The following is a 21,541-nucleotide window of genomic DNA, read 5'->3' on the forward strand; positions in this document are numbered from 1 at the left end:
TCCGTAGATTACCGGCGGTAACTCCGAGTCGAGCCGAGCCGAGGAGAGCGCCGTGGATGGAGTGGGAGCCGAACCCCGGCTGGTCCGCCCCGTGTTGACCGTCGTCGACGGGGTCGTACGGGAGGCGGAGGTGCCCGCGCTGGCCGGGGTGCCGGTGAGCGGCTCGCTCGGGGACGTCCCGTTCCAGAACGCCCGCGAGTACCCCGACGAGGTGGTCCTCGCCCGCAAGGAGCGGGACGGGAGCTGGCGGGACGTGACCGCCGCCGAGTTCGCCGCCGAGGTCATGGCCGTCGCCAAGGGCCTCATCGCCGAGGGCCTGCGCGAGGGCGACCGGCTGGCCATCATGGCCCGGACCACCTACGAGTGGACCCTGCTCGACTTCGCCGGATGGGCCGCCGGGCTGGTCACCGTACCGATCTACCCGACGTCGTCCGCACTCCAGGCCCGCTGGATCATCCACGACTCCGGCGCCGTGGCCTGTGCCGTCGAGGACACCGCGCAGGCCCGTCTCATCAGCGCCGAACGGGCCCACCTGCCCTGGCTGGCGCACCTGTGGGAGTTCGACACCGGTGCCGTGTCGAGGCTGGTCAAGGCCGGTGAGGACCTGCCCGACGCCGTCGTCCACGCGCGCCGGTCCGTCCGTACGCCGGACTCCGTGGCCACGCTCATCTACACCTCCGGCACCACCGGACAGCCCAAGGGCTGCGTGATCACCCACGCCAACTTCTTCTCCGACGCCGACAACGCGGTCGGACTCCTCCACCCCGTCTTCACGTCGGTCAGCAAGGACCCGGCCTCCACCCTGCTCTTCCTGCCGCTCTCGCACGTCTTCGGACGGATGGTGGCCGTCGGCTGCATGCGGGCCCGCGTGAAGCTCGGGCACGCGCCGAGCATCCGGACCGAGGACCTGCTGGCCGACCTCGCCGGGTTCCAGCCGACGTTCCTGCTGGCCATCCCGTACGTCCTGGAGAAGGTCTACAACACCGCCCGTGCCACCGCCGAACGCATGGGCCGGGCCGCCTCCTTCGACCGGGCCGCCCGGATCGCGCAGCGGTTCGGGGAGACGGCCGAGGGCAAGACCCCCGGCATGGGCCTGCGCGCGGCGCGTGCCCTGTACGACCCGCTCGTCTACCGGCGGATCCGGGCGGCGCTGGGCGGGCGCGTGCGGTACGTCCTGAGCGGGGGCTCGCCGCTCGGGCGGCGCCTCGCCGCCTTCTACACCGGCGCCGGCATCGAGGTCTTCGAGGGGTACGGGCTCACCGAGACGACCGGCGCCAGCACCGTGAGCCCGCCGCTGCAGCCGAGGCTCGGCACGGTGGGCTGGCCGCTGCCGGGCACGGCGGTGCGGATCGCGGAGGACGGGGAGGTGCTGCTGCGCGGACGGCACGTGTTCGCGGGGTACTGGAACAGCGCCGCGCAGGAGGTGGTGGGCGGCGGGGCCTGGCTCGCCACGGGGGACATCGGCGAGCTGGACGCGGAGGGGTACCTGACGATCACGGGCCGGAAGAAGGACCTGATCATCACCTCCGGCGGCAAGAACGTGGCCCCGGCGCCCCTGGAGGACTGGCTGCGGGCCCACCCGCTCGTCGGCCAGTGCATGGTGATCGGCGACAACCGGCCGTACGTGACGGCGCTGATCACCCTGGAGCCGGAAGGGCTGGCGCACTGGCGCCAGATGCGGAAGAAGAGGGCGGTGCCGATGCGGGAGCTGGTGGAGGACGAGGAACTGCGGGCGGACCTCCAACGGGCGGTGGACGAGGCGAACCGGCTGGTGTCACGGGCGGAGTCGATACGCCGCTTCGCGGTGCTGCCGGGGGAGTTCACGGAAGCCCGGGGGTACCTGACGCCGTCCCTGAAACTGAAGCGGGGGGCGATAGCCCGCGACTTCGAGCGGGAGATCGACTCCCTCTACCGCCCGACCCCCCACGGCCTCTGACCCCGGCCCGGGTCCTCGATCGGCCAGGCGATCTCGTACCGATTGCCGGGGTCGTCCGTCGCCCCCGTCCAGCGGCGGTAGACCATCCGCACCGGGCCGGCGAAGGCGAAGCCGTGCGCGCTGATCCAGCCGGCGACGGCGTCGTACGCGGTGAGGATCGCGGGGAACCCGGCCGCCGGGCCGGACACCTCCGTGCAGGCGAAGGTGTTCGCCGGGAGGTCGTGGACGGACATCCCCTCCGGCAGGTCGGCGGGCTGGGCGCCGTCCGTCCAGAACGGGAGGCAGGCCTCGACCAGCGTCTCGTTCTCCTCGTCGCACACCCCGTGGTAGCGGACGAACGCCGCACCGGTGAAGGTCAGCGGGCCGCGGCCCGCGACGGCGTACATGTCCTGGAACGCGGTCCGCAGGAACCCGTCGAGGGCGCGGTTCCGCACGGTCGCGGCGCGCACGAGGACGCGTTCGGCGTCGCCCTCGCGGACGTAGACACGGTGGTTCATCTCTGCTCCCTCGGACAGGCGGGTCAACAGGCCGTGGACGAGCGCGCGCTGGACGGCCAGGCGGTGCTCCGCGGCCTCCAGGTGCGCGGCCAGTGCGGGGGCCAGGTCGGCCCCCGCCTCGGCGCGCGCGAGCATGCCGCGCACCTGCTCGACCGGAACGTCGAGTTGCCGTAGGACCCGGATCAGCTGGGCCGTCCGGACCTGGTCGCGCCGGAAGTAGCGGTAGCCGCTGTCCGGGTCGACATGGGCGGGCGGCAGCACACCGCTGGCGTCGTAATGCCGCAGGGCGGTGACCGTGAGGCCGCTGGCCTGCGCGAACTGCCCGATCGGCAGCAGGTTCGTCATGTCCACGGGGATGACTGTGCCGTCTCGGGTAACCCGAGAGTCAACGCCCGGGCCCGCGCCGGCCCCCGCCTGAGACCGGCCCCCCGTCTGAGACCGGCCCTGTGCCTGGCCGGCCCTGCGGCCGGCTGACCCTGCGGCCGGGTCGGCTGTGTGCCCGGGTCGACTTTGTGCCCGGACCGGCCCTACGCCGGGATCGCGGCCAGGCCCGCTTCGGCGATCTTGACGTCGTCCGACCAGTGGCCGCCCGAGACGCCGATACCGCCCACGAGGTGGCCGTCCACGACGATCGGCAGCCCGCCGCCGAACGTGACCAGGCGGTCGATCCCCGTGCGGGCCCCCACCGCAAGCTGCGCGTCGTTCTCGACGAACTCGTGCCAGCCCGACGTGCTCAGGCCGAAGGCGGCCGCCGTGTAGGCCTTGTCCTGGGCGATCTGAATGGTCATCAGGCCTGAGCCGTCCATCCGGGCGAAGGCGCTGAGGTGGCCGGATTCATCGACGACGGCGATGGCGAAGAACAGGTCGGTCTCCCGGGCGGCGGCCAGAGCCGCGTCGACGATCGCACGGGCGAGGTCGTTGCCGAGGGCCGGGCGAGTGCGGACGGCAGGGACGGCAGGGACGGCAGGGACGGCAGGGACGGCAGACATGGAGGTACCCCCTCGATGAGAAGTGCAGGACACGAAGCCCAGTTGTTCGTGCGCTTGTAGCTAACAGCATGCTGATAGGTATCTGCAAGCGTACTGATCGCATTGGTGGGGGCTGGCGTCCGCTCCTACACTCACCCCATGCACTACTCCGAGCGCCTGCTGATCCACATCAAGCAGGCCGAACGCATCACGCAGGCCGCCAAGGAGGCCGCGGTGCGCGAGGCCGGGATCACCGCTGCCCAGCAGGCGGCGCTCGCCGTGCTCAGCGACAACCCCGGCATCAACGCCGCCGAGCTCGCGCGCCGCCTCTCGGTCACCCCGCAGACGATGAACAGCCTGCTCGGGAGGCTGGAGGCCCGCGGCCTCATCGCGCGCACTCCGCACCCGATCCACGGCACGCTCATCGAGATCCGGATGACCGAGCGCGGAGCGGAGGTGTTCGCCGCCGCGGACGCGCTCGTGGCGAAGCTCGACGCCAGGCTGGCCGAAGGCCTCTCCGAGGCCGAGACGGCGGCCGTACGGGACCTGCTCGCCCGGATCATCCGCAACGCGGAGGCCAACGGCCGCTAGGGCGTGCCTCTTCGGCACATCGGCCCGGAGCCTGCGCCGCCATGATCGGCCTGAGCTTGACTGGTCGGTGATCGAGAACAAGACAGCCGCCGCGAACGTGCACCTCAGGTCGGGATCGCCAGGCCGGTCACGGGCCTCTATGGAGCGGTCGAGTGTCGCGCCGAGGCGGTCGCGAAGGGAGCGCGCCCGGTCGACAGGTCGAACCCGTGTCCCCCACACAGGCTCATCGCGCTCGGCGTCGACTACTGACCGTATTGAATCTAGTGCATTAAGTGACGGTCTCTTTATGGTCAAAGCGACGCCAACACCGCATCCCTGGAGGATTCATGGCCCGCTTCCGCGCTCGTCTGGCCCTGCTCGGTTCGGCCACAGCTCTCGCCGCAGGCGCTCTCGTCCCCGCCCAGTTCGCCGGGGCGCACCCCGCCGTCGCCGCGGACCGCCAGTGGGTCGCCCTGGGTGACTCCTACACCGCCGGGGTCATTCCGGCTGCGGGCGACGTATTCGAAGTCCCCCGTGACGGCTGCGACCGCACCGACCGGTCCTACCCCCAGGTCATCGACCGCGACCTCGGCGGTCTCTTCGCCCTGACCAACGTCAGCTGTGGCGCCGCCACCATCGAGAACGTCACGGACGCACCCCAGCACCCGATCGGCCGTCACCTGCCGCCCATCTCCGAGGACCCGGACTACCCCTTCCCCGCCGTGCCCCCTCAGTCCGAGACCGTGGGGCCCGACACCGACGTCATCACCGTCGGCGTGGGCGGAAACACCCTCGGCTTCGCCGGCATCCTCATGAAGTGCCCGCAGTTGGGCGGCGAAAGCAGCGGCAAGGGCACCCCGTGCAAGGACGCCCTGGGCGCCGGCATCCCTGCCCGGCTGAAGAAGGTGCGCCAGGAGTACGACCGGATGCTCGCCGTGCTCCACGAGCGCGCCCCGCACGCGAAGATCCTGGCGGTCGGCTACCCCACGGTCATCCCCAAGGACACCTCGAAGTGCGGCTTCGGCGACCTGACACAGTTCGGCACGATCACCCAGGGTGACCTGGCCTGGCTGCGCCAAGACGTTCTGGAACCCCTCAACAAGGCCATCGACGACTCGACCGGCACGCAGGAAGCCGCCAGCTTCGTCGATCTCTACGCCTCCTCCCGCAACCACAGCGTCTGCGACGACAGCAAGTGGGTGGAAGGCTTCGTCACCCTCCCTGACCAGCTGTCCTTCGTGCACCCCAACGCCCTCGGCCACCGCAACGCCGCCGACCACGTCGAAGAAGCGATGCTGAACGCCATCGACTGACCTCCCGGCACCCGGTACCCGGCACCCGGCCGACGAACCCACGGCGAACTGGCCTCCGGCACCACCCGGAGGCCAGTTCCTGTTCGCCCGGGTACGCCCACCCCGGGCAAACCGGAGGCCGGCTATGAGAGACAGGCCCCGAGCGGGACAGCGGGCAGGCGCGGGACGAGGGGCCGGCCGGTCGGCAGTCGGCGGTCAGCGGTCAGCAGTTGGGGTGCGTCGGGCGGTTGGTGAAGCGGTCGGCCAGCCAGTCGCCGGCCGTCGGGGAGTGGGTGATCACGCCGCTGACGTGCTCACCGACCCAGACGGTGTCCCACTCCACGTTCGCCCCCTTCGCGCACCACTCCGCGCGCAGCTGCCGCCCGACGGCGTACGGGATGAGCTCGTCGCCGACCGCGTGGTACTGGTACACCGGCGCGGCCGGGGCCGTCCGCCCGAGCCGGCTCTGATTCAGCCGGGCCTGCCAGTCCGGCTGTTCGAGGGGGTTGTGGGTGGTGAGGTCGGAGATCCGCTTGAAGGAGCCGGCGATGGCGTCGATGGCGACGCAGCCGTCCTTCATGCCCGCCACCAGGGCCTTGCCCGCCGGGTTGAGGTAGGAGTCGAGCCGGAGCTCGGGGAAGGCGGCGTCCTGCCCGGCCGCCGCCATGAAGATGAGGCCCGAGCCGTACGAGCCGTTATTGGACTCGGCCACCTTCATCAGGTCCGCCGGGACCCCACCGGTCGCCGTGCCCTTGACCCGCAACTCCGGTGCGTACGAGCCCTGCAGCTCGGCGGCCCAGCTGCTGGCCTGGCCGCCCTGGGAGTAGCCCATGATGCCGACCGGCGTGTCCGCCGACAGCCCCGCCTCCGGGAGCCGCTCGGCGGCGCGGGCGGCATCGAGCACGGCGTGACCGGCCGAGGGGCCGACCGTGTAGGTGTGGACCCCCGGCGTGCCGAGGCCCTCGTAGTCGGTGACGACCACGGCCCAGCCGCGCAGCGTGAGCTGCTGGATGAGGTTGGCCTCCATGGCGGTGCCGTAGGGGAGGTTGTTGCTCGGGGCGCAGGAGTCGCCCATGCCGACGGTGCCGACGGCGTACGTGACGAGCGGGCGCGGGCCGGTCCGGCCGTCCTGGGGGACGATCACGGTGCCGGAGACGGTGTTCGGGGCGCCGTCGGCGGTGGTGGAGCGGTAGTGGATCTTCCAGGCCCTGGTGTTGGTCGGCTGGCCGGGCAGCGGATGGAAGGCGGAGGTCGCGGAGCCGACGATGTCCCCGGGCCGTCCGGCATCGGAGGCGGAGGCGGAGGGGGCGCCGGAGGCGGTGACCGGCGTCCCCACCGACACGGCCAGAGCGGCGGCAGCGGTGACGGCGGCGGCGACGGTCCTGCGGGTGCGCGCGGGGGTACGGAAACGCATGGGGGCTCTCCCAACGGAACGTTTCGTGTGGGGGCGGGTGAGGAGAAGGTAGTGACCGGCCGGCCGGAAGGTCGCTGACCGTGCAGCTCACCTTTCCTGGCCGGGATTCGCACGCACGGCCGCCACGCACTCGTCCGGGAGGGTGAATCCGGGCGTGCCCCGCCGCGCTGCCGGGGGCGCTGCGGGGCCACCGGGGAAGATCCTGGAGCGGTGATCCATCTCAGGCGTCACATGCTGCTCGCCGTGCTCGTGCTGCTCCTGTCCCTGTTCGCACCGAGCCCCGCCCGCGCCGCGGATCCCCCTCGGGGCCACTCCTGCGATCCCGACCGGCTCGCCGGCGCGAAGGTCACCACGTCGGCGAAGTTCGTCCACCGCGGCCAGGACACCAGCGTGCTCACCAGCGTCACGGACATCACGGTTCCGGCGGGCTGGGAGCGGACTTCCGACCTGCTTCTCGACACGCACGCGCCGCTCTACCGCGACGCGCTGCGCTGCCTCTTGGGAAAGGGGGCTCCCGTCCAGGCGTACCTGCTCGGAAAGCCGTACGAGGACGCCGAATGGCGGTTGAAACCGCTCTCGGTGAAGCTTTCCGGCACATGGGTCGCGGTTCACTACGAGGCCGTCAACTGGATCCAGGGACTCGGCACCTACGACGTGGGCCTGTGGACCCTGACGGCGGGGAAGGGCGAGTGGGAGATCCGGCTGCGGGCTCCGCCGAGTCTCGCCAAGGCCACCTGGGAGAACGTACGCGTACGGCTGGGCGGCCCGGCCGCGATGTCGGCCTGGCCGCCGCCGACGTTCGGTGAGGACCGCACGGAACTGAGCTGGCACAACAGGACGCAGATCGCCGTCCCCGACGTACCCGACGTCGCCTTCAGACCGCCTGCGGCGCAGCAGTGGGCGGCCCTGACCCAGACGGATGGTGATGCCTGGCAAGCCCTGGGCGTCTTCGGCGCATCGGGGGCGTTCGGGGGGGTCGCGACCGCCGTGCTGGCCTTCGTCGCCGGCAGGCGTTTGCGCCGGGGCCTGGGGCGCCATCCCCTTCCGGCGGAGGAGGAGGCTCTCGGGGGGCTACGCTCATGGTCCCTGGTCCTGACGCTGATCACTCTGGTCGCGTACATGGGCGACGACCTCTACCGGCTCCTCCAGAGCCGATTCGGGTGGAAGGGCGATTACGAGCCGACGGTCGACCTGTTCTCGGCGCTGTTCGTCGGAATCGTCCTGTGCTTCTTCGGGCGGCTGAAGAGACGACTGCTCGTCGTCGTGTGCGCACTCGCCGCCAGCGCGGCCGCCCTCTGCGTGGCCGCCGAACTGTCCCGTTCGGGGCTGCTTCCCACCAGCGACTTCGAGATCCACGGTGCCGGTCTGGGGCTGGCGGTGCTGCTCGACTCCCTGCCGGTCTTCCTGTGCTGCCTGGGCATGATCGCCGGCGGTCAGCGCCTCCTGATCCCCGGCGGCAGAGGCCTGTCGTCATGGGCGCAGGTGTGGGTCGCGGCCGGGACGACGGCCATGGCCATGCTCTGGGCGTTCGTCTCTCTGGGTCGCAGCTGGGAGCGCAGATCCTGGCTCAACGACCCCGTGCCCGCCGCCGTCGGATCGCCGTGGGTCACGGCGTACGACGCGTGGTGGTGGTGGTTCTCGGCGAACGCGCTGCCCGTGCTGGCGGACATCGCCCTCTTCCTGACTCCGCTGGCACTGGTGGGCGCCCTGCGGGTGTGCCGGGCCGAACAGCACGACGCCGACTCCTTCACGCCCAACGCGGTGGAGAGATCGGTGTTCGTGATCTTTTTCGCCATCATCGTGGTGCCCAATTTCGCATGGTATTTCGGGTTTTCCGGTTACATCACGACGCTGGTCCTGGGCCTTGCCGCGGCGTGGGCCCTGCTGGCCATGGGGCAGTCGAGGTCCGTGCTGGAACAGCCGACCGAGGGCGATTCCCCGCTGGGCGAGGTCATTTCACGGACCGACCGGTCGCAATGGATGCGCCTGGCACGCCACTACCGGGAGCTGCAGGCCCGGCTGCACCACCCCAGCCCGGGATCTGCGGCCGAACAGTCCGCTTCGCAGGAAGCCGTCGAGCGGGAGATCGACCGGTTGGACCAGTGCCTGCCGGAAGGGGTCAGACCCGTCGACCTGCCTTTCGCCATCGGCCCCATGGCCACGTGGTGGGGAAACGCCTGCCGGTGTGCGTTCATCGCCTGCATCATCGGCCTCCCCGCCACCGGGCTGATGTACTGGATCGACTTCGTCCGGGGTGACTCCTGGGGCGTGATGGTGGAGAACCCCACGGGGTTCCTCCAGGCGGTCCTGGAGATCATCTACTGGCATGCGACATGGGTGGGCGGAGGCTTCTTCCTGGGCGGGTTGTGGCGCGACCTTCCTGGCCGACACGGGCCGACGAAGGCCGTCTACGTGGCCGTCGCCTTCGCCGTCCCGGTCGGGTTCCACCAGCTCATCGCCCAGATCACCGGTGACGCCATGCAGGGCACGATCGCCGCGATCGCCGCATTCGCGTCCGTGATGACCTGCACCGGTCTGGTCATGGACCTCCAGACGTTCGCGAGCGAACGGCGCTACTGGCCGTCCAGTGCCGGCCTCGTCGTGTACGTCTACCAGATGCGCTTCGCCTCGCTGGCGTTCTGCCTGGCGCAGCTCGTGGCGCTGGCCACGATCTGGAAGGCGTTCAAAGAAGGAGGGCCGACAACCCCTCCGTCCGCCCATTGACGGACACCCGCGCGACGCGCAACCGGCGGGAGTCGGCGGAGTGTCCGCTTGCGGGCCGGGCGGCCCCAGGACGGGACGGCCGGCGTCGCCGTTGCGAGTCGGCCGTCCACACCCGCTGAGCCCGCCCGGGAGGCGGCCCGGTCAGCCGAACTGGCCCGGCTGGTAGTCGCCCGCCGGCTGCTGGACGATCACGTTCATCCGGTTGTAGGCGTTGATCAGGGCGATCAGCCCGACCAGCGCCGCCAGCTGGTCCTCGTCGTGGTGCTTGGCGGCCTCGGCCCAGGCCTCGTCCGTGACCCCGCCCGCCGCGTCGGCGATGCGGGTGCCCTGCTCGGTGAGTTCCAGGGCCGCCCGCTCGGCGTCGGTGAAGACCTTCGCCTCGCGCCAGGCCGCGACCAGGTTCAGGCGCAGCGCCGTCTCCCCGGCGTGCGCGGCGTCCTTGGTGTGCATGTCGAGGCAGAAGCCGCAGCCGTTGATCTGGCTGGCCCGGATCTTCACCAGTTCCTGCGTGGCGGCCGGGAGGGTCGAGTCGCTGATGACCTTGCCGGCCGAGTTGATGTACCGGGCGAACTTGCCGGCCACCGCGTTGCCGTAGATGTTGAGGCGAGCTTCCATCGTGGACTCCTTGGGGTATCGACCGTTACACATCACTGACCCGGCGCGCGGCCCGGATGTGACAGAACGGCGGACGTGGAGAAGAGTGACCTGCGTCACGCCTCCCATCCGGCGGTGATCGCGAGGGCAGGCCCGGCTGGCCTCGGTGGCGACCGGCCCCGCCGTCCGCCCCGGCCCCGCCGTCCACCCCCGGCCCTGCCGGCCCCGCCGTCCACCCCGGCCCCGCCGTCGGACCGGCGCCGGCCCCGCCGCCGACCCGGCCTCGCCGCCCACCCCGGCGGCGCGTCGGTGCCTCTGCGCTAGGTCCCGCCCGACGCGATGCGGTACGCGCCCGGTGTCGTGCCCGTCCAGCGGCGGAAGGCCCGGTGGAAGGCGGTGTCCTCCGAGAAGCCGAGGCGGGCCGCCAGTTCTGCGATCGGTTCGCTGCTTTCGGCCAGGCCCGCTATCGCCGCGTCCCGCCGGACGTGGTCCTTCAGCTGCTGGAACGAGGTCCCCTCCTGCTGGAGCCGGCGCCGCAGCGTCGCCGGGGACACCGCCAGCCGCGCCGCCACCTCCCCGAGCGCCGGCAACCGCGGCGAGGTCCGCAGCTGCCGGGCGAGGGCCCGGCGGACCTGTTCCGAGACCGTCGTGCCGTACTCCGGCCGCGACAGCAGGTCGAAGGGGGCCCGGCGCAGCATCCCGTCCAGCTCGGCCTCGTCCCGGACGAGGGGTGCGGCCAGCCAGCGGGCGTCGAAGGCGGCGCCCGTCCGGTCGGCCCCGAAGCGGACCGGACAGTCGAACAGGACCTCGTACTCCGCCTCGTGAGGCGGCGGCGGGTAGGCGAACGCGGCGTACGCGAGCGGGATGCGCCGCCCGACCAGCCAGCTGCTCAGCCGGTGCCAGATGGCGAGCACGCACTCGGTGAGGAAACGCTCCTCGTCGCGCACGAAGTCGTTGCGGACGGTGAACCGGGCCTCGGCCCCGCTCACTTCGAGGGCGAGCTCGGGGCCGCCCGCGAACAGGCCGTAGAAGGTCGCGGCCCGTTCCACGGCCGCGCCCAGGTCACGGCAGCCGAGCGAGGCGTGGCACATCATCGCGAAGGTGCCCGGGCGGCTCGGGACCGCCGAGAGGCCGAGGAACTCGTCCTGCGTGGTCCGGTACAGCGCCCGGAACAGCCGGGCGAACTGCGCCGGGGTGATCCGCGCCCGGTCGTCGCCGAGCAGCAGGGGCGGGATCTGTGCCTCCTGGAGCAGCGGCACGGTGTCGAAGCCGCCGCGCGCCGCCCCCGCGAGCACGGCACGGACATGGTGCACAGTGATCGTCCGCCTCCCCATGGGGTCGACGGTAGCCCCAATGAGCGCTGGGGTCAGCGGTGCTGACGCTTCCGGTCATGTCGGCCGGCGCCCGCGGGTGCCTAGCGTCGGGTGCGTCGGGGGTCACCCATCCGGAGGGGAAGCCATGGACGGTCGGCCGCACACGCTGGCGGTGTTCACCCAGTGGACCGAGGAGAGGTACGGACGGGAGACCGCACTGCGGTTCCGGTCGCCGGACGGCGGGTGGGAGACCCGTACGTACGCGGAACTCGGCGCGGCGGTGCGGCGGACGGGCCGGGCGCTGCTCGGTCTGGGGGTCGCGGCGGGTGAGCGGGTGGCGGTGCTGGCCGATACCCGGCCGGCGTGGACGTACACGCACTTCGGGATCCTGGCGGCGGGTGCGGTCCTCGTGCCGGTGTACCCGACGGCGGGGGACGAGGAGCTGGCCTGGGTCCTCGCGGACTCGGAGGCGGTGGTCGTGGTCTGCGACGACGCGGCGCAGGCGGACCGGGTGGAGGCGCTGCGGGCGAAACTGCCGGCCCTGAGGGCGGTCGTACGGATGGACGCGCTTCCCGGGCTCGAAGCCGGCCCGGAGGCGGAACTCCTGGAGCGGGCCCGGCGGGTGACCCCGGACGCGGACGCGTCGATCGTCTACACCTCGGGGACGACGGGCCTGCCGAAGGGCTGCCGCATCACGCACGGCAACACGGGCGCCATCCAGGACGCGATGCGCCCGCTGATCCACGGCGGGCCGGGCGACTCCACGTACCTGTACCTGCCGCTGGCGCACGTACTGGCACAGCTGATCCAGTTCACGACCCTGCTGGAGGGCGGGGAGCTGTGCTATTTCGGCGGCCGCATCGAGGACGTGCTGTCCGAGCTGGGCGAGGCGAAGCCCACCCATCTGCCGTCCGTGCCGCGCCTGTTCGAGAAGGTGCACTCGGTGGTGCTGTCGATGGCCGAGTCCCAGGAGGGCGGCGCCGAGCGGTTCCGGGAGGCGGTCCGGATCGGGCTGCTCGCGGCGGAGGGACGGCTGCCCGACTCCGACCGCCCGGCGTACGAGGAGGCGGAGAAGAACCTGTACTCGCTGGTCAGGGCGGCCTTCGGGGGCCGGCTGAACCAGGCGATGACCGGTGCGGCGCCGATCGCCCCGGCGACCATGGACTTCCTGCGGGCCTGCGGGATCACCATCTACGAGGGCTACGGCATGACCGAGACCGCGGGGCTGATCAGCATGAACCACGCGGAGGCCGCCCGCCACGGCACGGTCGGCAAGCCCATCGCGGGCTGCGAGGTCCGCATCGCCGAGGACGGCGAGATCCTGGTCCGCGGGCCGATGGTCTTCCCGGGCTACCACGCGAACCCGGCCGCGACGGAGCGGGCGCTGGACGCGCAGGGCTGGCTGCACACCGGGGACCTGGGGGAGCTGGACGCCGACGGGTTCCTGTCGATCACCGGCCGCAAGAAGGAGCTGATCATCACCTCGGCGGGGAAGAACATCACCCCGACGGAGGTCGAGTTCGCCGTCCAGCGCTCCCGGTACGTGTCACGGGCGGTGCTGATCGGCGACCACCGGCCCCACCCCGTCGCCCTGATCACCCTGGACGCGGAGGAGGTCACGGCCTGGGCGCGGCGCGAGGGCCTCGACCTGGACCTGCCCCGGGCGGCCGCGCACCCCGCGGTCCGCGCCCTGGTCGAGGAGGCGGTCACGGCGGCCAACGGGACGGTCTCCCGGCCGGCCCGCATCCGCGCCTTCCACGTCCTGCCGGAGGACTTCAGCGTCGAGGCGGGCACCCTGACCCCGACCCTGAAGCTGCGCCGCACGGCGGTGGCACAGCGCTACGCGGCGGAGATCGACGCACTGTACGGGGGCTGAGCGGCGACGGCCCCGGCACGGGCCCCCAGCACCGGTCCCGGGGCGTTGTCAGTGGGCCGGGCTACGGTGCCGCCATGGCGAACTACGTACTGGTGGCAGGCGCATGGCTCGGCTCGTGGGCGTGGGAGGAGGTGGCCGCGCAGCTGCGCGCGGCGGGGCACGGCGTCCACCCGCTGACGCTGTCCGGGCTGGCCGAACGGCAGGGCGAACCGGCCGGACAGCAGACGCACGTCCAGGACATCGTGTCCGAGGTCGAGCGCCTCGACCTGCGCGAGGTGGTCCTGGTCGGCCACAGCTACGCGGGCATCCCGGTCGGCCAGGCCGCCGAGCGGATCGGCGACCGGCTGGCCCGGGTGGTGTTCGTGGACGCCAACGTCCCGGTGGACGGCCGGGCCTTCGAGGACGCGTGGTCGGTGCAGGCCGAGATCGCCGCCCACGGCGGCTTCTGGCCCCCGCTGACCGCCGGGGACTTCGAAGGCCAGGGTCTGACCGCGGAGCAGATCGACCGCCTCGTGTCGGGCGCGACCCCGCACCCGGGCGCCACCCTCACGGAGCCGGCGCAGCTCACGGGCGCGCTGCCCGGGCTCCCGGCCGTGTACGTGAAGTGCCTGCTGGACGGTGAGGACACGGGCCCGGTGGTGGCGGCGCTCCTGGAGGGCGAGCGGTGGAGCCTGGTGCGGATGGGGACGGGCCACTGGCCGATGTTCTCGCAGCCGGCGGAACTGGCGCAGGTGCTGGCCGACGCCGCGCCGTAGCCGGGCGGGCGCCGTCCGCGCCCGTACTCAGTCGCGGGCGTACGAGCCGAGGCCGACCAGGCAGTACACGTACTCGTTGAGGGTGACCCCGCCCCGGCTGTAGCGGTACGAGAACGCGTACTGGGTCTTCGGATTGCCGTTGCAGCGCTCCAGCTCCGAGGTCAGAGGGATGCTCTCGATCACCTTGTAGTGCGCGTCGGACGCCGAGCAGGGCACCTCCTCGACGCCGGTGACCCGCTGGGCGGTCGTCGAGTCGGGGAGCGTCCCGTTGAGGCAGGTGCCCCGGTCGAAGGGGCTGGGGGCCGGCTCCTCGGGCGCCGGGGTGAGCGGATCGGCCGAGGTGTCCACCGGGGGAGCGGCCGGGACCGGGGGCGGCGACCAGGCGCTGTAAGAGGGGGTGGACCGCGGGGAGGCGGTCGGCCCCTCGCCGTCGTCCCCGCTGTTCAGCAGGACCACTCCGACGATGACGGCGACGGCGACGCCGAGCGCCACCAGGCACCCCCGCGCGTTAGACACGGGCGCCGGCCCGGGTGCGACCCGTATGCGCAGCAGCACCTCGCCGTCGCCGACCCGGGCCCGGACGAGGTCGCCGTCCGCTGCGGGCGGGATCCTCAGCCGCGTCGTTCCGGTCGGCAGCGCGATGGTCAGGATCACGCCGTGGGCGGCCTGCTGCGGGGTGATCGTGATCGGGATTTCCTGAGACTCCACCGGCTGCTCCACGAGTTGGGGGCGGGCATGGGACCAGGTCTGACGAACCCTCATGAAGTGTGCAGGAAAGCCTTATTGGGACGCAGTGGTTCCGCGGGGGCGTCCGGATGTGCGATGGAGGCAAAGGCTCCATTTCATGATCGAAGTCTGAGGAACCCTTGAGCCGGAAGCGCTTGGTCCGCTGCTTGACTGACGTCGCACCAAGCCAAGCCACCCCCCAAACCCCGAGAGGGTCAGTCACCCATGTCCATGGCCACCACCCGCCGCCTCGCCACCACGGCCCTTGTCGGCGTCGCCGCCGCAGCACTGCTGGGTACGGGAACCGCCAACGCCTCGATCATCTCCGGCGACGGCATGCGCATCGCCTCCTACGAGAACAGCCTGAAGAACAGCACTGAGCCGGAGGCTGCGGCCACCCTCAAGGAGTTCGACGCGCTGGCGCACGACAAGAAGATCAAGTTCCTCGACTACACCGAGGACCCCGAGAACCTCAAGGCGCTGCTCCAGGAGGCCGCCGACGTTCCCGAGGCCGGGAAGTCCGTGCACTCGCTCGTGAACCTCAAGGACGGCGACGTCCAGATCCAGGCCGACAGCGACGCCACCTTCAAGCCCGACGCCGATGCCGACGGGGTCGCGGCCGGCGGCAAGCTGTCGCGCGGCTGGTGGGAGACCACGTACTCGGTGAAGCAGAAGATCTTCGGCGTGACGGTCACCAAGCTCAGCCTGTGGGTGAACTACTACACCAACGGCTCGACCATCACGAAGGTCGACCACGCGGACTGCGGCAAGCGCAACTACAACGCCGCCGTGTCCATCGGCCACAGCGTCCCGAAGGCGCAGCTGGCCAGCGGTACGGCCATCGGCGAGGTGATCTGGGAGGGCTCGATCATCTACCGGGGCTTCGGCATCGAGATCGACAAGCGGCACCAGGTCAAGGCCAACGCGTACGGGTTCAAGAGCGGCTACCTGAAGAACATCTAGCCGGTGCCGGCCCAGGGCGACCACGGGGGTGCCCTGGGCCGCACCACCCCGTCAGAGGGTGACCCCGCCCAGGAAAGCGGCCCAGGCGGCGGGCGCCACGGCCAGCTCCGGACCGGCGGTCACTTTCGAGTCCCGGACGTGCACGGTGTCTGCGCAGGCGGCCACCTCGACACACTGGCCGCCCTCGCCGCCGCTGTAGCTCGACTTACGCCAGTCGAAGGCGACTTCGACGCACTGCCCGCCTTCGCCGTCGCTGTAACTGCTCTTGAACCAGGCCAGGTCGGTGGTGTTCATCTCTCTCCCAGCATTTTCTCGATCAAGGTCAGGGACTCGTCCGGCGTGAGCGCCTGTGCCCGGATGATCCCATAACGCTCGGCGTAGATCCTTACCTGTTCCGGGTGGGTGATGAGGTGAGGGCGGTTGTAGGTCTCGGTGTAAGCCACCTGTTGGCGGCTCTTGGGGTGGAGCAGGCTGAACGAACCCTCCATTGCTGGATGTTCGCCCCGGCTGAACGGCATCACCTGGAGTTCCACAGTCCGCCGGCTGCCGATTTCGATCAGGCGGCGCAGCTGTTCCTCGTGCACCTCGCGGCCTCCCACGGGACGCATGAGCAGGCCCTCGTCGAGGACGAAACTGAAGGTGGGTGACGGCCAGCACTCGAAGATCTGCTGGCGGGCCATCCGGTCGGCCACGCGCTTCTCGATCGTCGCCTCGTCCAGGAGCGGTCGACGCTTGGTGAAGACGGCCCGTGCGTGCCGCTCCGTCTGGAGCAGGCCCATGATTCCCTGGCAGCTGTAGTCGTGGATCGCGATGGAGGCCGCCTCCGCCTTCGCGTAATCCTGGAACCAGTCCGGATGCCGGGTCCGGGCCCGCCGCTGGGCCTCCTTCACCTCCGGGATCGCCGCCAGCAGGACCCCGTTGGCGCCCAGCGCCCGGTCCGCGTTCTCCAGGAAGTCGGGCTGGGGGACGCGCACTCCCCGCTCGATCGAGGAGATCAGCTCCTCGCTCACCCGGACCCGGGCGGCCAGTTCCTTCTGCTGGAGGCCCGCCGCTTCCCGTAGCGCTTTGATCATCTTGCCGAGTGCTTTGAAGAGGTACGTGGTGCCGTCGGCCTCCACGGGCCGCTCCGGCTGTTCCTCGCGGTCTGACAGGTCGTTCACAGGCTGAACCGCCCTCGTCCGTACGGGCCGTACACGCAATGCCGAAAAGCGTACGGCGGGTCCGACACGCTCGGTGAGGGGATGACCGAAATCAGTGACATTGCACCCGGGGGGCCGTCAGATCACGACTTGAGGGTGAAGCCACCGCTCAGGACCTTGTCGAAGGGGGCCGGGGCCATGCACTTGGACAGGGTCATGTCCGCCGCACCGGACAGTCCGACGCGGGCGGGTCCGGCGGCGCCCTTGCCGGGCACGTAGAAGCTCATGCCCAGGCGGACGTGGTCCTTCAGCATGGCCGGGAAGGGATCGCCGGGATTGTTGCTGGCGGCCACGATCCGCCCGGTGACCGTGGCGTTGGGGCCACCCGTCGTCAGGCAGTCGACCTCCATCTCGGCCCAGTAGGTGCGCGACGAGCCGTCCGGCTGGGGAATGGCGTGCGAGAGGCGGAAGGTGCCCTCGGTCTTGGTGGGGTACCAGGGGCTGTCCTTGGTGAAGGTGGCGCGGGCGTCGACGCTGACCCGGATCTCCTCGTTGGCCACGGGGTAGTCGAGGTGGGCCGAGCCCTTCAGGCGGGCGGTGCTCTCCGCGGCCGGGGGCGGCGGCGGGGTCGCGGCCGAGGCGGTGGCCGTCGTGCCGGTCAGGGCCGCGGCCAGGGCGAGGAGGGCGGCGACGTGCAGGGTCCTTCGGCGCATGGCGGTGGTGCTCCGTCCGGATCGGGGAGGGGCCGGGTCCGTGTGTCCACGGTCCCGTGCGGTCCCCTCGATCCTCGCGAGCGGCGGCGGCCCGCACGTCCGCCGCCGGGGCGATGTGCCTCCCCCGCCCGGGGGAGGGGCCGGGGGTGGTCAGTCGGAGCCCGTGAGGACCTCGTCCTGCCGCTCCAGGATCTGCTGCCAGGCTGCCTCGTGCCGGTCGCGGGCGGTCTCGTCGAGGAAACCCGCGTGGGTCAGGCGCAGGTGCGTGCCGATGGGGTGGGGGAGGAGCTCGACGGTGACCACGGTCTCGGCGCCCTCCGTGCCACCCCGGCCCGTCACCCAGGTCAGCTCCACGAGGTGGTCGGGGACCAGCCGCAGGAAGCGGCCGTAGTGCGGGTGGCGGGCCGGCGTGGCCCCCGGCTCGGGCGTGAACTCCGTCTCGAAGAAGAACGGCGCGTTGACCTCGGCCCGCATCAGGACCGAGCCGGGTGCGGCGAACCAGCGGTCGAACTCCTCGGTCCAGCCCGCGTACAGGGTGTGCTCGCCGGCGATCATCGAGCGCTCGACGGTCAGCCGGTGGGGGCGGTCCGACAGGTCGGGGACACGGATCGGATCGGTGGTCATGGCGACGACCCTAGTGACCGGGGCTCCTTGCGGGCGCGTGCGACGCGGGGCGGTCCCGCTAGTACGACTGGAGCTCCCACAGGTTGCCCTCGGGGTCGCGGACGTGGGCGCTGCGCAGGCTCGGGCCCCACTCCGGGCGATCGGCGGGCGGGGCCGCCGGGGTGGCGCCGCGGGCCAGGCAGGCGGCGTACGCGGTGTCCACGTCGGGGACGCGGCTGACCAGCACGGTCCGGTCGCCGGGGCCGGCGGTGCCGCCGAGGGAGGGCACCGTGGCGGCCATCGCCGTGCGGTCGAACAGTGCGAGCACGCCCTGGCCGGCCACGTCCCAGGAGGCGTACGGGCCGTCGGCGCCGCCGCGCGTGCGCTGCGCGCCGAGCAGGCCGGGGAGCAGGGCGTCGTAGAAGCGGAAGGTCTCGCCGAAGCGGGTGACGAGGAGTCGGGGGTGCAGCGCGTCCATACGGGGCTCCGTCAATCAGGAGGATCAGTAGGTGTGAACCAATGATTGGTGTCACCCTACAATGTGTTCATGCTGCCGCCCTCCACGCCCCGACTGACCGCCCTCACCCCGTACTTGCTCTCCACGGTCGGCAAGGAGGCCCGCACCCTCGTCGGTGACCGGCTCGCCGCGCGCGGGCTGCGGCTGTGGGACATGGCCGTGCTCGCCGCCCTCGCCGATCACGGGCCGCAGCCGCAGCGCGCCCTCGCCGAGCGGCTCGACGTGCACCCCAGTGACGTGGTCAAGGTCCTCGACGGCCTCGCCCGGCTCGGGTACGCCGGCCGGGAGCGCGATACGGCCGACCGGCGGCGGGTCCTGGCGAGCATCACCGGGCCGGGCCGGGAGCTGCTGGACGGACTGGCGGCGGACACCGAGGGTGTCGGCGAGCATCTGCTGGCCCCGCTCGACGCGGCCGAACGGGCCACTCTGCACGCGCTCCTGGCGCGCGTGCACGCCCATGCGCAGACGGACGCGGGAGGGTGAATCCGGGCCAAGGCGGCAAGCCGGGCCGAACCGGGGGTCTTCAGGGTCTTTCCGGCGGCCTTCGGGGCCGGGTGTGCGTTCGGTCGTGAGGACCCGGTGAAGCCGAGACGAATGGTGTGTCATATCTGCCGGGCTGGCGGCGAGTCGCGTCGGAATACCTGATAGACAGTGGATATCCACGGCTCGACCCGCCGTAGTACCTTGTCGGCCGCCTTGGGGGGATCGCCGCACTGTGAAGCCGCTTCACCGTCACCTCGTCAACACCTCGCGCAAGGTCCTGTGCACGGCCGCGCTCGCGGCCAGCCTGACGACCGCCGCCGTGGTGACCAACACGTCCGCCGCCGATGCGGGGGAGTCCGAGCCGACCCCGGACAGCCCCCAGGCCACCGACCGAGGCGACGCCCGCCTCGATCTGCCCGACCCGCTCGCCGACCCGGCCGTACCGCCCACCACGGGCGCGGCCGAGGGCGCCAGCGGGATACCCGCGACCGCACTCGACGCCTACAGGCGCGCCGAGGTCTCCGTGGCCGCCGCGCTGCCCGGCTGCAAGCTGCCCTGGCAACTCCTCGCCGGCATAGGCCGGGTCGAGTCCGTGCACGCCTCCGGCTACGGCCTCAAGGCGGACGGCTACACCGAGAAGCCGATCCGCGGCCCGCGCCTCGACGGCAACGGCTTCGCCGAGGTCAAGGACACCGACAAGGGCGAGTTCGACGGTGACGCCGTCTACGACCGCGCGGTCGGCCCGATGCAGTTCATCCCGTCGACCTGGGCCACCTGGGGCGCCGACGGCAACGGGGACTCCAAGCGCGACCCGAACAACATCTACGACGCGGCGCTCGGCGCGGGCCTCTACCTGTGCGCCGGTGACCGGAACCTGTCGGACCAGGCGCAGCTCGACCGGGCGATCCTCAGCTACAACAACTCCCGCGAGTACGTGAACACCGTGGTCGGGTACATGCACCAGTACCAGAACGGTGCCGCCGGAGTGCCGAACCCGCCCGTCGGCAACTACCCGACGCCGCCCGTCACGACGCTGCCCACGCCGAGCCCGACGACGCCGACGCACACCTCGCGGCCGAACCCGACGCCCACCCCGTCGAAGCCGGCCGAGCCGCAGAAGCCCACGCCGCCGGCGCCGGCCCTGGCCAAGCTGGAACTGCTCGGCAGCGCGGAGCTCAAGGCCGAGGCCGGGTCTGCGTTCGCGACGGCCCCGCGGGTCAAGGCGCTGCTCAGCGACGGAAAGCCGGCCGCCGCCAAGCCGATCCTGTTCGAGCTCAAGGACGACACCACGGGCTCGTCCATCGGCGCGCAGGACAAGAAGTTCCTCGTCGTCGACACCGACACCGAGGGCGTCGCCACCCTGCCCGGCCTGAAGGCCGGAGCCAAGGCGGGCGGTTTCACCCTGCGCGTCGCGGCCTACAACACCTCGGCACAGCTCACCGTCAGCTTCACCGGCACCGTCACGGCGAAGCCGGCCCCGGTCGCGGACAAGCTGACCCGCACCGACGCCGGCGCGGCGAAGCCGCTGGAGGTCGTCGCGGGCAAGAGCTTCACCGGAGTGGAGGTCACGGCCACCGCCCAGGACAAGGCGGTGGAGGGTACGCAGGTCACCGCCGGGCTGGTCGAGCAGAACGAGGCCGGCGCGTGGGTCCCGGTGGACCCGGAGAAGTCCAAGGGCCCCTGGTTCAAGGACAAGGACGGCAAGAAGGTCACCAGCCTGCTCCTGGCCCCGACCGGTGCCGACGGCAAGATCGCGCTGCCGGAGCTGTTCACCACGGACGTGGCCCCCGGCACGTACCGCCTGCGCCTGATCACCAAGGACAACGTGGTCCTGATCCTGGACCTCAAGATCACGCCTGCCCCCACGACGCCCCCGACGACGCCCACGCCGACGACGCCCCCGACGACGCCCACGCCGACGACGCCTCCGGCGACGCCCACGCCGACGACGTCCGCCAAGCAGTAACGGGCCCGGGCCCGGCTCTGCCCCAGCTCCCGGACTTCGGGGCCGTGGGCCCGGGGCCCGGGCCCACGGGTCCGCCCGCGAACGGCCTGTGGCCCGGTCACCGTGCAACGGTGGCCGGGCCACAGGCCGTTCGCCCCGTCCCCCCACCCGGGAGGGAAAAGGCAGGAGCCCCGCCACCTCCGCGTGAACGGAGGAGGCAGGGCTCCTTGGGTACTGCTATCCAACCGCGATTAGGTTGGCCCAGGCGACTAGGCCGGGGTGACGTTCTCCGCCTGCGGGCCCTTCGGACCCTGCGTGACGTCGAAGTTCACCATCTGGTTCTCCTCGAGGGAGCGGAAGCCAGAGGCGTTGATCGCGGAGTAGTGGACGAAGACATCCGGGCCGCCGCCGTCCTGGGCGATGAAGCCGAAGCCCTTTTCAGCGTTGAACCACTTCACGGTTCCGGTAGCCATGAGCCCTCCTATGGGCCAAAGGGTCGCCCTGCTCCAGAAC

21 protein-coding genes are annotated in these 21,541 nt (G+C 71.7%); 9 read left to right on the forward strand and 12 right to left on the reverse strand.

Features of this window, described 5'->3' with window-relative positions; all coding sequences use genetic code 11:
• The first annotated feature begins 52 nt into the window (after positions 1–52).
• Positions 53–1,936 carry an AMP-dependent synthetase/ligase gene (locus tag ACIPK4_RS15785; protein WP_402313094.1) on the forward strand — a complete coding sequence of 628 codons (1,884 nt, stop codon included), beginning with the start codon at positions 53–55 and terminating at the stop codon, positions 1,934–1,936.
• On the opposite strand, the gene ACIPK4_RS15790 is transcribed toward ACIPK4_RS15785, so the two are convergent.
• Both ACIPK4_RS15790 and ACIPK4_RS15795 read right to left on the reverse strand, forming a co-directional pair.
• Complete coding sequence (locus ACIPK4_RS15790; RefSeq protein WP_402313643.1) at positions 1,909–2,778, reverse strand: MerR family transcriptional regulator; 870 nt, start codon at positions 2,776–2,778, stop codon at positions 1,909–1,911. The genes ACIPK4_RS15785 and ACIPK4_RS15790 overlap by 28 nt on opposite strands.
• 182 nt (positions 2,779–2,960) lie before the next feature.
• Positions 2,961–3,422: a heme-binding protein gene (locus tag ACIPK4_RS15795; RefSeq protein WP_402313097.1), complete on the reverse strand. Its 462-nt coding sequence runs from the start codon at positions 3,420–3,422 to the stop codon at positions 2,961–2,963.
• 138 nt (positions 3,423–3,560) lie between these two features.
• On the opposite strand from ACIPK4_RS15795, the gene ACIPK4_RS15800 reads away from it, so the two are divergent.
• Complete coding sequence (locus ACIPK4_RS15800) at positions 3,561–3,992, forward strand: MarR family winged helix-turn-helix transcriptional regulator (RefSeq protein ID WP_402313099.1); 432 nt, start codon at positions 3,561–3,563, stop codon at positions 3,990–3,992.
• A gap of 326 nt (positions 3,993–4,318) precedes the next feature.
• The gene (locus ACIPK4_RS15805; RefSeq protein ID WP_402313101.1) at positions 4,319–5,284 is read left to right on the forward strand and encodes an SGNH/GDSL hydrolase family protein; all 966 of its coding nucleotides are present in this window, start codon (positions 4,319–4,321) and stop codon (positions 5,282–5,284) included.
• Positions 5,285–5,486: 202 nt separating this feature from the next.
• On the opposite strand, the gene ACIPK4_RS15810 is transcribed toward ACIPK4_RS15805, so the two are convergent.
• Positions 5,487–6,677: a lipase family protein gene (locus ACIPK4_RS15810; protein WP_402313104.1), complete on the reverse strand. Its 1,191-nt coding sequence runs from the start codon at positions 6,675–6,677 to the stop codon at positions 5,487–5,489.
• Between the two features lie 210 nt (positions 6,678–6,887).
• Between ACIPK4_RS15810 and ACIPK4_RS15815 the strand changes: the two genes are divergently transcribed.
• On the forward strand, positions 6,888–9,401 hold the full coding sequence (locus ACIPK4_RS15815) for a DUF6185 family protein (protein ID WP_402313107.1): 2,514 nt from the start codon (positions 6,888–6,890) through the stop codon (positions 9,399–9,401).
• Positions 9,402–9,542: 141 nt separating this feature from the next.
• Here the strand turns inward: ACIPK4_RS15815 and ACIPK4_RS15820 are convergent, their stop codons facing one another.
• On the reverse strand, positions 9,543–10,016 hold the full coding sequence (locus tag ACIPK4_RS15820; protein ID WP_402313110.1) for a carboxymuconolactone decarboxylase family protein: 474 nt from the start codon (positions 10,014–10,016) through the stop codon (positions 9,543–9,545).
• A gap of 299 nt (positions 10,017–10,315) precedes the next feature.
• Positions 10,316–11,329, reverse strand: coding sequence for an AraC family transcriptional regulator (locus tag ACIPK4_RS15825; RefSeq protein WP_402313113.1), 1,014 nt, complete (start codon positions 11,327–11,329; stop codon positions 10,316–10,318).
• 124 nt (positions 11,330–11,453) lie between these two features.
• Here ACIPK4_RS15825 and ACIPK4_RS15830 point away from each other — a divergent pair, with 124 nt between their 5' ends.
• Positions 11,454–13,184, forward strand: coding sequence for an AMP-dependent synthetase/ligase (locus tag ACIPK4_RS15830; RefSeq protein ID WP_402313115.1), 1,731 nt, complete (start codon positions 11,454–11,456; stop codon positions 13,182–13,184).
• A gap of 74 nt (positions 13,185–13,258) precedes the next feature.
• Positions 13,259–13,939 (forward strand): alpha/beta fold hydrolase, encoded by a 681-nt coding sequence (locus tag ACIPK4_RS15835; protein ID WP_402313118.1) that lies wholly within the window; start codon positions 13,259–13,261, stop codon positions 13,937–13,939.
• A gap of 27 nt (positions 13,940–13,966) precedes the next feature.
• Here the strand turns inward: ACIPK4_RS15835 and ACIPK4_RS15840 are convergent, their stop codons facing one another.
• Positions 13,967–14,647 carry a hypothetical protein gene (locus ACIPK4_RS15840; protein ID WP_402313121.1) on the reverse strand — a complete coding sequence of 227 codons (681 nt, stop codon included), beginning with the start codon at positions 14,645–14,647 and terminating at the stop codon, positions 13,967–13,969.
• A gap of 243 nt (positions 14,648–14,890) precedes the next feature.
• Here ACIPK4_RS15840 and ACIPK4_RS15845 point away from each other — a divergent pair, with 243 nt between their 5' ends.
• The gene (locus tag ACIPK4_RS15845) at positions 14,891–15,628 is read left to right on the forward strand and encodes a hypothetical protein (protein WP_376201315.1); all 738 of its coding nucleotides are present in this window, start codon (positions 14,891–14,893) and stop codon (positions 15,626–15,628) included.
• Positions 15,629–15,679: 51 nt separating this feature from the next.
• Here the strand turns inward: ACIPK4_RS15845 and ACIPK4_RS15850 are convergent, their stop codons facing one another.
• From ACIPK4_RS15850 to ACIPK4_RS15870, 5 genes are all read right to left on the reverse strand, one after another.
• Entirely contained in the window at positions 15,680–15,922 is a 243-nt protein-coding gene (locus ACIPK4_RS15850) for a DUF397 domain-containing protein (protein WP_402313124.1), read from the reverse strand.
• Positions 15,919–16,788 (reverse strand): Scr1 family TA system antitoxin-like transcriptional regulator, encoded by an 870-nt coding sequence (locus ACIPK4_RS15855; protein WP_402313127.1) that lies wholly within the window; start codon positions 16,786–16,788, stop codon positions 15,919–15,921. The genes ACIPK4_RS15850 and ACIPK4_RS15855 overlap by 4 nt, the downstream gene beginning before the upstream one ends.
• 122 nt (positions 16,789–16,910) lie before the next feature.
• Positions 16,911–17,480: a hypothetical protein gene (locus tag ACIPK4_RS15860; protein ID WP_402313129.1), complete on the reverse strand. Its 570-nt coding sequence runs from the start codon at positions 17,478–17,480 to the stop codon at positions 16,911–16,913.
• A gap of 150 nt (positions 17,481–17,630) precedes the next feature.
• Positions 17,631–18,104, reverse strand: coding sequence for an SRPBCC domain-containing protein (locus tag ACIPK4_RS15865; RefSeq protein WP_402313131.1), 474 nt, complete (start codon positions 18,102–18,104; stop codon positions 17,631–17,633).
• A gap of 58 nt (positions 18,105–18,162) precedes the next feature.
• Positions 18,163–18,561, reverse strand: a complete 399-nt coding sequence (locus ACIPK4_RS15870) for a VOC family protein (RefSeq protein ID WP_402313133.1) — start codon at positions 18,559–18,561, stop codon at positions 18,163–18,165.
• A gap of 69 nt (positions 18,562–18,630) precedes the next feature.
• Here ACIPK4_RS15870 and ACIPK4_RS15875 point away from each other — a divergent pair, with 69 nt between their 5' ends.
• Positions 18,631–19,083, forward strand: a complete 453-nt coding sequence (locus ACIPK4_RS15875) for a MarR family winged helix-turn-helix transcriptional regulator (RefSeq protein ID WP_402313134.1) — start codon at positions 18,631–18,633, stop codon at positions 19,081–19,083.
• Between the two features lie 232 nt (positions 19,084–19,315).
• Positions 19,316–21,049: a lytic transglycosylase domain-containing protein gene (locus ACIPK4_RS15880; RefSeq protein ID WP_402313136.1), complete on the forward strand. Its 1,734-nt coding sequence runs from the start codon at positions 19,316–19,318 to the stop codon at positions 21,047–21,049.
• Between the two features lie 248 nt (positions 21,050–21,297).
• Here the strand turns inward: ACIPK4_RS15880 and ACIPK4_RS15885 are convergent, their stop codons facing one another.
• Positions 21,298–21,501, reverse strand: a complete 204-nt coding sequence (locus ACIPK4_RS15885) for a cold-shock protein (RefSeq protein ID WP_030162033.1) — start codon at positions 21,499–21,501, stop codon at positions 21,298–21,300.
• Positions 21,502–21,541 lie beyond the last annotated feature (40 nt).

It is taken from the genome of Streptomyces sp. NPDC086989 (assembly GCF_044745505.1).
Taxonomy (GTDB): domain Bacteria; phylum Actinomycetota; class Actinomycetes; order Streptomycetales; family Streptomycetaceae; genus Streptomyces.

Excerpts from the sequence above, each read along its gene's own strand:
- ACIPK4_RS15790 (WP_402313643.1), bottom strand. The coding sequence starts at position 2,778 with ATGACGAACCTGCTGCCGATCGGGCAGTTCGCGCAGGCCAGCGGCCTC.
- ACIPK4_RS15795 (WP_402313097.1), bottom strand. The coding sequence starts at position 3,422 with ATGTCTGCCGTCCCTGCCGTCCCTGCCGTCCCTGCCGTCCCTGCCGTC.
- ACIPK4_RS15800 (WP_402313099.1), top strand. The coding sequence starts at position 3,561 with ATGCACTACTCCGAGCGCCTGCTGATCCACATCAAGCAGGCCGAACGC.
- ACIPK4_RS15805 (WP_402313101.1), top strand. The coding sequence starts at position 4,319 with ATGGCCCGCTTCCGCGCTCGTCTGGCCCTGCTCGGTTCGGCCACAGCT.
- ACIPK4_RS15810 (WP_402313104.1), bottom strand. The coding sequence starts at position 6,677 with ATGCGTTTCCGTACCCCCGCGCGCACCCGCAGGACCGTCGCCGCCGCC.
- ACIPK4_RS15820 (WP_402313110.1), bottom strand. The coding sequence starts at position 10,016 with ATGGAAGCTCGCCTCAACATCTACGGCAACGCGGTGGCCGGCAAGTTC.
- ACIPK4_RS15825 (WP_402313113.1), bottom strand. The coding sequence starts at position 11,329 with ATGGGGAGGCGGACGATCACTGTGCACCATGTCCGTGCCGTGCTCGCG.
- ACIPK4_RS15830 (WP_402313115.1), top strand. The coding sequence starts at position 11,454 with ATGGACGGTCGGCCGCACACGCTGGCGGTGTTCACCCAGTGGACCGAG.
- ACIPK4_RS15835 (WP_402313118.1), top strand. The coding sequence starts at position 13,259 with ATGGCGAACTACGTACTGGTGGCAGGCGCATGGCTCGGCTCGTGGGCG.
- ACIPK4_RS15845 (WP_376201315.1), top strand. The coding sequence starts at position 14,891 with ATGTCCATGGCCACCACCCGCCGCCTCGCCACCACGGCCCTTGTCGGC.
- ACIPK4_RS15850 (WP_402313124.1), bottom strand. The coding sequence starts at position 15,922 with ATGAACACCACCGACCTGGCCTGGTTCAAGAGCAGTTACAGCGACGGC.
- ACIPK4_RS15860 (WP_402313129.1), bottom strand. The coding sequence starts at position 17,480 with ATGCGCCGAAGGACCCTGCACGTCGCCGCCCTCCTCGCCCTGGCCGCG.
- ACIPK4_RS15865 (WP_402313131.1), bottom strand. The coding sequence starts at position 18,104 with ATGACCACCGATCCGATCCGTGTCCCCGACCTGTCGGACCGCCCCCAC.
- ACIPK4_RS15870 (WP_402313133.1), bottom strand. The coding sequence starts at position 18,561 with ATGGACGCGCTGCACCCCCGACTCCTCGTCACCCGCTTCGGCGAGACC.
- ACIPK4_RS15875 (WP_402313134.1), top strand. The coding sequence starts at position 18,631 with ATGCTGCCGCCCTCCACGCCCCGACTGACCGCCCTCACCCCGTACTTG.
- ACIPK4_RS15885 (WP_030162033.1), bottom strand. The coding sequence starts at position 21,501 with ATGGCTACCGGAACCGTGAAGTGGTTCAACGCTGAAAAGGGCTTCGGC.